This is a genomic window from Stenotrophomonas pictorum JCM 9942 (assembly GCF_001310775.1).
Classification (GTDB): Bacteria; Pseudomonadota; Gammaproteobacteria; order Xanthomonadales; family Xanthomonadaceae; genus Stenotrophomonas; species Stenotrophomonas pictorum.
Genome location: NZ_BAZI01000087.1, coordinates 1 through 9,102 on the forward strand (window position 1 = coordinate 1; position 9,102 = coordinate 9,102).

Below are 9,102 nucleotides of genomic sequence, written 5' to 3' on the forward strand. Positions count from 1 at the left end.
GGCGCGCCGGGGCAGGGGGCGCTGCGTTCGAGCCGGCGCCGGAGAAGCCCGTTGGGTCTGCGCCCGGGGCGTCATATAGCGGCCGGTCAAGCGCCAGCCCCTACAATTCCGCCCATGAATACCCCTGAAAATTCCAGTCTCGGCCGCGAGGTCGACTACCCCACCCGGTATGACGCCAGCCTGTTGTTCCCGATCCCGCGTGCCGCCGCGCGTGGCCAGATCGGTCTGCACGGCCCGGCCCTGCCGTTTATCGGCGAAGACCGCTGGCATGTATATGAACTGGGCTGGCTGGATGCGCGCGGCAAGCCCTGCGTGGCCACCGCCACGCTGTGGGTGCCGGCCACCTCGCCGAATCTGATCGAGTCCAAATCGCTCAAGCTGTATCTGAACTCGCTCAACAGCGCCCGCTTCAACAGCGCCGAATCCCTGCGTGAACGCATCACTACCGATCTGTCGAGCTGCGCCGGCGCCGATGTGCGGGTCGAGTTCGGACTGCCGCCGGTTGCCGAAGCACCGGGGCAAAGTGTCGATCATCTGGACGTGGCCATCGACCGCTACGGCCCGCCGGACGAGTCTTTGCTGCTGGCCGATGCCGAGTGCATTGTCGAAGAGACGCTCACTTCGGCGCTGCTCAAGTCCAATTGCCCGGTGACCGGCCAGCCGGACTGGGCCAGCCTCAGCATCCGCTACCGTGGTCCGCGTATCGATCGCGAAGGGCTGCTGCGTTATCTGGTCAGCTACCGTGACCATGCCGAATTCCACGAACAGTGTGTGGAACGCATTTTCCTCGGCCTGATGCACCGCTGCGCTCCCCAGGCGTTGCACGTCGAAGCGCGCTATACCCGTCGCGGCGGCCTGGATATCAACCCGCGACGGACCAGCGCCGGCGACGGCCTGTCCGCTGAAAACGCGTTCCGCGATGCCCGTCAATAATCGCTCCGTCAGCACCGCCGGTTTTTACACCCGCACGATGAAACCTTAACGGGCAGCGTGCAATGGTGGCCTCCAGTTGCGAAGGAGTGACTTGGATGGGTACCGAGAAAAAGGCCGATTTTTCCGATGTCACCGCCACGGTCAGCAGTACGGAGCAGAGCGCGCCCAAGGCCGACTTCTCCGATGTGACTGGAACGGTGGGCAGCACCGAACAGCGCGTTGGCGAACAGCAGTACACCGTGCAGAAGGGCGACAGCCTTTCCCGGATCGCCAAAAACCTGCTGGGCGATGCCAATGCCTGGAAGCAGATCTTTGAAGCCAACAGCGATGTGCTGGACGACCCGGACAAGATTTTCCCGGGGCAGGTGTTGAAGATCCCGCCGCCCCAGCGCTGATCCGGCGCTCTACCGTGGTCTATTCCCCTGGTTTTTCTGGAGCCGATCCGATGAAGAAGACGTCACTGAGCAGTGTCCTGATGATGGCCGTGGTGGGTGCTGCGGCACTGGCCGGTTGCAAGAAGAAAGAAGAAACCGTCATGACGCCGGAACCGGCCCCCGCGCCGGCGCCGATGGCCGAACCGGCACCGCCTCCGGCGGCGCCTGCGGTCAGCGTGACCTCGGTGACCGTGGGCAATACCGCGGCGGCGGACATGTCGGTGGCGCCGATGGCGATGCTCGCCCCTACCGACAAGATCATCGTCTCGGTGAAGACCAGCGGGACCGCCAGCAACGTGAATCTGGCGGCCAAGCTGATGTACCAGGATGGCCAGGTCGCCGGTGAGCAGAGCGCCGTGCTCAACACCACCGATACCGGCACGACCAATCTGGAATTCAGCAAGGCGAGCCCGTGGCCGGCTGGCAAGTACACCGCCGAAGTCATGGTCGACGGCAAGCCGGTTGGCATGCCACAGCAATTCGAAGTGAAGTAAGGAAAGCCGTTCCACGCCGACTCTCTCCCGGTCGTGGAATCGCATGGGCGCTGCCAACGGGCCGCGCCCTTTTTTATGGACGGCCCGGTGGCTGCGCAGTGGCCGGTGCTGTCCCCGGGTCAGACGCAACGGTTGCAATTGTGACCGGCAATCCGTGCCGCGGCATCGGGCGAGACGGCGCAAGGGCTGCGCGCAGGCGCCGGCCCCCGGGAGTTCCAGGCCCTACCTTCGCGTATGGCGCAATTTTGCCGGGACCGGCTTAAACCGCGACAATGCGGAGTGTTTTCCACTTGGTGCGCGTCGAGGTGACATCGCGGCTGGCCTCTGTGCCGATCCCTGCGTCTTGCCTCCATCGCCTGTGCCAATCCACGTTCTGCCTCCGTCAGCAAGAGAGTTCCTGCCCCCATGTCGAATACGCCGAAGATCATCTACACGCTCACCGACGAAGCGCCCTTCCTTGCGACCCAGTCGCTGCTGCCGATCGTCGATGCCTTTACCGCCACTGCCGGTATCACCGTCGAGACCCGTGACATCTCCCTGTCCGGCCGCATCCTGTCGCAGTTCCCGGATTTCCTGAAGGACGAGCAGAAGATCGGCGACGATCTGGCCGAACTGGGCGCACTGGCGACGAAGCCGGAAGCCAACATCATCAAGCTGCCGAACGTGTCCGCCTCGGTGCCGCAGCTCAAGGCCGCGATCAAGGAACTGCAGGACCAGGGCTACGTGCTGCCGAACTACCCGGACGCGCCCACCGACGAGTCTCGCGCGACATCCAGGCGCGCTACGACAAGGTCAAGGGCAGTGCGGTCAATCCGGTGCTGCGCGAAGGCAATTCCGACCGTCGCGCGCCGCTGTCGGTGAAGAACTATGCCCGCAAGCATCCGCACCGCATGGGCGTGTGGTCGGCCGATTCCAAATCGCACGTGGCGCACATGGACGGCGGTGATTTCTACGGCAGTGAGAAGTCGGCCACCATCGCCAGCGCCGGCAGCCTGAAGATCGAGCTGGTCCAGAACGACGGCAAGACCGTCGTGCTGAAGGAAAAGACCGCGGTCAAGGCCGGCGAGATCGTAGACGCCGCGGTGATGTCGCGCCGCGCGCTGGCCAGCTTCATCGATGCGCAGGTGGGCGATGCCAAGGCGCAGGGCGTGCTGTTCTCGCTGCACCTGAAGGCGACGATGATGAAGGTCTCCGACCCGATCATGTTCGGTGTGGTGGTCGAGGAGTTCTACAAGGACGTGCTGGCCAAGCACGCCGCCGCATTGAAGGAAGTGGGCTTTGATGCCAACAACGGCATCGGCGATCTGTATGCGCGCCTGCCGCAGCTTCCTGAAGCCACCCGGGATGCGATCAAGGCCGACATCGCCGCCGAGTACGCCAAGCGTCCGGCCGTGGCCATGGTCAATTCCGACAAGGGCATCACCAACCTGCACGTGCCGTCGGACGTGATCGTCGACGCCTCGATGCCGGCAATGATCCGTGACTCGGGCAAGATGTGGAACGCCGAAGGCAAGCTGCAGGACACCAAGGCGGTGATCCCTGACCGCTGCTACGCCGGTGTGTATCAGGCCGTGATCGAGGACTGCAAGGCGCATGGCGCGTTCGATCCGGCCACCATGGGCTCGGTGCCGAACGTCGGCCTGATGGCGCAGAAGGCCGAGGAATACGGCTCGCACGACAAGACCTTCCAGATCGCCGCCGATGGCGTAGTCAAGGTCACCGACGAGGCCGGCAAGGTGGTGTTCGAGCACGCCGTGGAAGCCGGCGACATCTGGCGCATGTGCCAGACCAAGGACGCGCCGATCCAGGACTGGGTGAAGCTGGCTGTGTCCCGCGCCCGCTTGAGCAATACCCCGGCCGTGTTCTGGCTCGACGCCAACCGTGCCCACGATGCGCAGGTCATCGCCAAGGTCGAGCAGTACCTGAAGGACCACGACACCAGCGGGCTGGATATCCGCATCCTCGACCCGGTGGCCGCCACGGCGTTGTCGCTGGAGCGCATCCGCAAGGGCCAGGACACCATCTCGGTGACCGGCAACGTGCTGCGCGACTACCTCACCGACCTGTTCCCGATCCTGGAGCTGGGCACCAGCGCCAAGATGTTGTCCATCGTGCCGCTGATGGCCGGTGGCGGCCTGTTCGAGACCGGTGCCGGTGGTTCGGCCCCGAAGCACGTGCAGCAGTTCGTTGAAGAGGATTACCTGCGCTGGGATTCGCTGGGCGAGTTCCTGGCCCTGGCCGCCTCGCTGGAGCATCTGGCCCAGCGCTACGACAACCCGGCCGCCGCGGTGCTGGCCAAGGCACTGGACCAGGCCAACGGCAAGTTCCTCGACAACGACCGCTCGCCGGGCCGCAAGCTGGGCACCATCGACAACCGTGGCAGCCACTTCTACCTGGCCATGTACTGGGCGCAGGCGCTGGCAGCGCAGAATGACGACGCCGCACTGAAGGCGAAGTTCGCCCCGCTGGCCGAGGCGCTGGCCGGCAACGAGCAGAAGATCGTCGACGAGCTGGTCGCCGTGCAGGGCAAGGCCGTGGACATCGGCGGCTACTACCGCCCGGATCTGGCCAAGGCCGGCCCGTCAATGCGTCCAAGCGCAACCTTCAATGCCGCTCTGGCGACACTGAAGGGCTGAGGGACCTGGGCCTGCGCGCACAGCGCGGGCCATCGGAAGCAGAAGGCCTGCATCGCACGATGCGGGCCTTTTTCATGCGTGGCGCGGTGCGCCGGTGCATGGAATTTCGCGGGACTGGGCTCGTGCCGGCGTGTTGGCGTATGGTCGCAGCACGGGACTGGATAAGCATGCGCATGAACAGGTTCTGCTGTTTCCACGGTTGCACCGCCGCCTTGCCTCAACGGTGGCCGCAGGATGAGTGCATCTGCCGACCAGCACGGGCAGGCGCAGCGGCTGGCCGCGTGCATCGTGCGTGGATTCGAGGACTACCACTCGGGGTTTGCGCAGGTGACGCGCCGCGCGCGCGAGCGCTTCCAGGTGTGCGACTGGGCCGGCGCGCAGCGCGACGCGGTGGAGCGTATCGCGCTGTACGATCAATGCATCGCGCGCTGTCGACAGCAACTGGACGGGCTGCAGCTGGGTGCGGCGCCCTCGCACGCGCTGTGGGCAGAGGTGAAGACCGGCTTTGCCGCATTGATCGATACCCGTATCGACGGCGAGTTGTACAAGACCTTCTACAACACCCTGACCCGGCGCTTGTTCGCAACCCGCGGGGTGGAGGACAGCATCGAGTTCATGGCGCTGGATATCGAGCCTCCGATGCGATCACCCATCCGGTGGCGCGGCATGTGTATGCGGTGTCGGAAAACCGCCCGGCCGAGGCGTTCTCGCGGCTGCTGGGCGACTACGCCTTTGATGTTCCCTACCGTCATCAACTGCGCTGTGCGGCCGCCATCGCGGTGCGGTTGCAGGACGATCTAGCCCATTGGGGCGCCCATCCGGTGCGTGCGATCGAGCTGCTGGAAACCGTGTTCTACCGCGAGCGCCGTGCCTATCTGGTCGGTCGGGTGTTTGGCGAGCACCGTTTCTCGCCGTGTGTGATTGCCCTGGTCAATGAGGACGACGGTATCCGCGTGGAGGCGGTGCTGAGCCGGCGGCGTGATGTGGCGCATCTGTTCGGGGTTTCGCGCAGCTACTTCCAGGCCGATCTGCCCACCGTGGCTGACGCGGTGGTGTTCCTGCGCAGCATCCTGCCGGGCAAACCGGTGGATGAGATCTACACCGTGCTGGGTCGGGCCAAGCAGGGCAAAACCGAGCGCTATCGCACCTTCTTCAGCCACTTCCAGCAACACCACAACGAGCTGCTGGTGCATGCCGAAGGCACGCCGGGCATGGTCATGTCGGTGTTCACGCTGCCTAGTTATCCGCTGGTGTTCAAGCTGATCCGCGACCGTTTCGCCTGGCCCAAGACCATGAGCCGGCAGGATGTGGAGGACAAGTACGCGCTGGTGTTCAACCTGGACCGCATCGGCCGTCTGCTGGACGCGCAGCCATATCGCCATCTGCGCTTCCCGCGACAGCGTTTCGCACCGGCGTTGTTGCAGGAGCTGGTGGATGAGTGCAGCCAGAGCGTGCACATCGATGGCGACGAGGTGGAGATTGCGCTTTGCTATGTGCAACGCCGGTTCCGCCCGTTGAATCTGTATCTGCGCGAGCAGGGGGCCGATGCGGCGCGCGCGGCCGCGCTGGATTACGCACAGGCGATCCGTGACATGGCCTGCAACAACATCTTCCCCGGCGACATGCTGCTGAAGAACTTCGGCGTATCGCGCCATGGCCGTGCGGTGTTCTACGACTACGACGAGCTGTGCCTGGTCACCGACTGCAACTTCCGCGCCTGGCCGGCGCCGCGCAATCACGAGGAGGCCCTGGCCAGCGAACCGTGGTTCCATGTCGCCGCCAATGATGTGTTCCCGGAGCGTTTTCCGCTGTTCATGGGCTTGCCCAAGGCGCTGCAGGAGCTGGTTGCTGAAACGCACCGCGACCTGTTCGATCCGGCCTGGTGGCAGGGGCTGCAGGCGCGTTTCAGGCGCGGGGAGTTTCCCGATACGCCGCCGTATCCGCGTGCGCTGCGGATCGCCTAGTTGCCGCGGCTAACTATCCGGGCTGTAATCGGCGCACAGCAACCTCAAGGGAGTGTGGTGATGAAGAACTGGTTCCGGGCGATGGGATTGGCCGGTGTCGTGCTGCTGGCGACGCCGCTGGTGGCCACGGCGGCGGGTTACGGGCCGGCCGCTGTGCGCGAGCAAGTGGAAAGCAGCATGCTGGTGCGGGGAGAAGTGCAGATCGAAACCGATGGAACGGTCTCGGCGGTAACGCTGCATCGTGAAGAGAAACTGCCCCGCGGGGTAGTGACGCTGGTACGCGAGGCGGCACTGCAGTGGCGCTTCGAGCCGATCGTGGTGGAGGGCGCCGTGGTCAAGGCCATCGCGCCGATGAGCCTGCGTGTTATTGCCCGCAAAGGGGAGGGCGACAGTTTTGAAGTCGCGCTGCGGGGGTTGAATTTCCAGCGCTTCGATTCCGAAGATCCGCAGAATGTCGCCAGTCTGGACATGCCGCCACCCCGCTATCCGGAGCAGGCGTGGCGTACCGGCGCATCCGGTGATGTCTACCTGCTGGTCAGGGTCGGGCGCAATGGCCAGGTGGAGGATGCGTTTGCCGAGCAGGTGAATCTTGGCTTCCTCAGCAGCGCTGCCGAGCAGCGGCGTTTCCGGGAGCTGTTTGCGCGCAATGCGGTGGCAGCGGCCAGGCGATGGACGTTCCGTACCCCGACCACGGGAGAAACCGCATCGCAGCCGTATTGGAACATCCGCGTGCCGGTGAGTTACCGGCTGAGCACGGGAACGGTGCCCCGTGAGCATGACGGGTACGGGCGGTGGAACAGCTACGTGGCCGGTCCGCGCGAATCCGCGCCATGGCGTGATGCTGCGCAGGAAGCCCACTTCTCGCCCGATACGCTGCCCGAAGGTGGCGTCTACATGGCCGATGCCAAGGGGCCGCGGTTGCTGACGCCACTGCACGGCGGTTGATTGCACGATCCGGTACTGTCCGGGGTACTCCCTGCAGCGGGGGGTACCCGCATCAGCTGGCGCCCGCGTCACGCGGGCAAATGAAAAGCCCCGCTTTCGCGGGGCTTTTCAGTCGCGATCCCGGTGAAGGAATCAGCGTTTCATCGAGCCGAAGAACTCGTCGTTGGACTTGGTGTTCTTCATCTTGTCCAACAGGAATTCCATCGCCGCGATCTCGTCCATCGGGTGCAGCAGCTTGCGCAGGATCCAGATCTTCTGCAGCAGCTCCGGTTCGATCAGCAGGTCTTCGCGGCGGGTGCCGGAACGGTTGATGTCGATGGCCGGGTACACGCGCTTTTCGGCGATACGGCGGTTCAGGTGCACTTCGCTGTTGCCGGTGCCCTTGAACTCCTCGTAGATCACCTCGTCCATCTTCGAGCCGGTTTCCACCAGCGCGGTGGCGATGATGGTCAGCGAACCGCCTTCCTCGACGTTGCGCGCCGCGCCGAAGAAACGCTTCGGGCGGTGCAGGGCGTTGGCGTCGACACCGCCGGTCAGCACCTTGCCGGAGCTGGGCACGACGTTGTTGTAGGCACGCGCCAGACGGGTGATCGAGTCCAGCAGGATCACCACGTCCTTCTTGTGCTCGACCAGGCGCTTGGCGCGCTCGATCACCATTTCGGCAACCTGCACGTGGCGCGCGGCCGGTTCGTCGAAGGTCGAGGAAACCACTTCGCCGCGCACCGTGCGCTGCATCTCGGTCACTTCTTCCGGACGCTCATCCACCAGCAGCACGATCATGTGGACTTCGGGGTGGTTGGTGGTGATGGCTGTGGCCACCTGCTGCATCAGCATCGTCTTGCCGGCTTTGGGCGGTGAAACGATCAGCGCACGCTGGCCCTTGCCCTGCGGCGCCATCAGATCGAGGATGCGGCCGGTGATGTCTTCCGAGGAACCGTTGCCACGCTCCAGGGTGAAGCGCTTGCGCGGGAACAGCGGGGTCAGGTTCTCGAACAGCACCTTGTTCTTCGAGGCTTCGATCGGCTCACCGTTGATGGTGTCCACGATGTTCAGCGCGAAGTAGCGTTCGCCATCTTTCGGAAAACGGATGCGGCCGGAGATATGGTCGCCGGTGCGCAGGTTGAAGCGGCGGATCTGGCTGGGCGAGATGTAAGTATCGTCCGGACCGGCCAGGTAGCTGGCCTCGGCCGCACGCAGGAAGCCGAAGCCGTCGGGCAGGATTTCCAGCACCCCATCGGCGGCAACGCCTTCACCGTGACGGGTCAGCACCTTCAGCAGCGCGAAGATCACGTCCTGCTTGCGGGCACGGGCCACGCCTTCGGAAATCTGCAGCTGCTCGGCCACTTCCAGCAGCTTGTGCGCCGGCATGCGCTTGAGATCGCTCAGCGAATAGACCGGGAAGCCTTCCGGCACGCTCGGCATCGAGCGGGGCACGTAGACCTCATTGCCGCCGTCACCGGACATGCCGCTGTCATCGCGTGGGCGGTTGCGGTCACGGTCGCGACGGTTGCGGAAGCGGTCACGGCGGTTGCCCTGACCCTGACCCTGCGCATTGTGCTGGCCCTGGCGCTGCTGGCCATCGCTGTTGCGCGGCTCGCCGCCATCGTCCTGCGGACCGCTGGATGCAGCAGCCTGTCCCTCATGGCTGCCAGAGCCGGTGGCCGGTGCGGATGATTCGCTGGCCTGAGCTGAGCCT

5 protein-coding genes and 2 pseudogenes are annotated in these 9,102 nt (G+C 64.8%); 6 read left to right on the forward strand and 1 reads right to left on the reverse strand.

Going from position 1 to position 9,102, the window contains the following annotated elements:
* Positions 1–114 precede the first annotated feature (114 nt).
* The 6 genes and pseudogenes from queF (at position 115) to JCM9942_RS06590 (ending at position 7,406) form a co-directional block, all read left to right on the forward strand.
* A complete protein-coding gene (gene queF / locus JCM9942_RS06565; RefSeq protein ID WP_054658573.1) occupies positions 115–933 on the forward strand; it encodes an NADPH-dependent 7-cyano-7-deazaguanine reductase QueF in 819 nt (272 codons plus the stop codon).
* A 95-nt stretch (positions 934–1,028) separates the two neighbouring features.
* A complete protein-coding gene (locus JCM9942_RS06570) occupies positions 1,029–1,328 on the forward strand; it encodes a LysM peptidoglycan-binding domain-containing protein (protein ID WP_054658575.1) in 300 nt (99 codons plus the stop codon).
* 50 nt (positions 1,329–1,378) lie between these two features.
* Positions 1,379–1,861, forward strand: a complete 483-nt coding sequence (locus tag JCM9942_RS06575; protein WP_054658577.1) for a hypothetical protein — start codon at positions 1,379–1,381, stop codon at positions 1,859–1,861.
* A gap of 405 nt (positions 1,862–2,266) precedes the next feature.
* Positions 2,267–4,497 (forward strand): annotated as a pseudogene (locus JCM9942_RS06580) (NADP-dependent isocitrate dehydrogenase).
* Positions 4,498–4,731: 234 nt separating this feature from the next.
* Positions 4,732–6,461 (forward strand): annotated as a pseudogene (gene aceK / locus JCM9942_RS06585) (bifunctional isocitrate dehydrogenase kinase/phosphatase).
* Positions 6,462–6,521: 60 nt separating this feature from the next.
* The gene (locus tag JCM9942_RS06590; RefSeq protein ID WP_241772723.1) at positions 6,522–7,406 is read left to right on the forward strand and encodes an energy transducer TonB; all 885 of its coding nucleotides are present in this window, start codon (positions 6,522–6,524) and stop codon (positions 7,404–7,406) included.
* A gap of 132 nt (positions 7,407–7,538) precedes the next feature.
* Here the strand turns inward: JCM9942_RS06590 and rho are convergent.
* Positions 7,539–9,102: transcription termination factor Rho (gene rho, locus JCM9942_RS06595; RefSeq protein WP_054658579.1), on the reverse strand; the 1,564-nt coding region annotated here is incomplete at its 5' end.

Bases quoted from the DNA above. Each gene is read 5' to 3' on its own strand.
- queF (WP_054658573.1), top strand. From the start codon at position 115: ATGAATACCCCTGAAAATTCCAGTCTCGGCCGCGAGGTCGACTACCCC.
- JCM9942_RS06570 (WP_054658575.1), top strand. From the start codon at position 1,029: ATGGGTACCGAGAAAAAGGCCGATTTTTCCGATGTCACCGCCACGGTC.
- JCM9942_RS06575 (WP_054658577.1), top strand. From the start codon at position 1,379: ATGAAGAAGACGTCACTGAGCAGTGTCCTGATGATGGCCGTGGTGGGT.
- JCM9942_RS06590 (WP_241772723.1), top strand. From the start codon at position 6,522: ATGAAGAACTGGTTCCGGGCGATGGGATTGGCCGGTGTCGTGCTGCTG.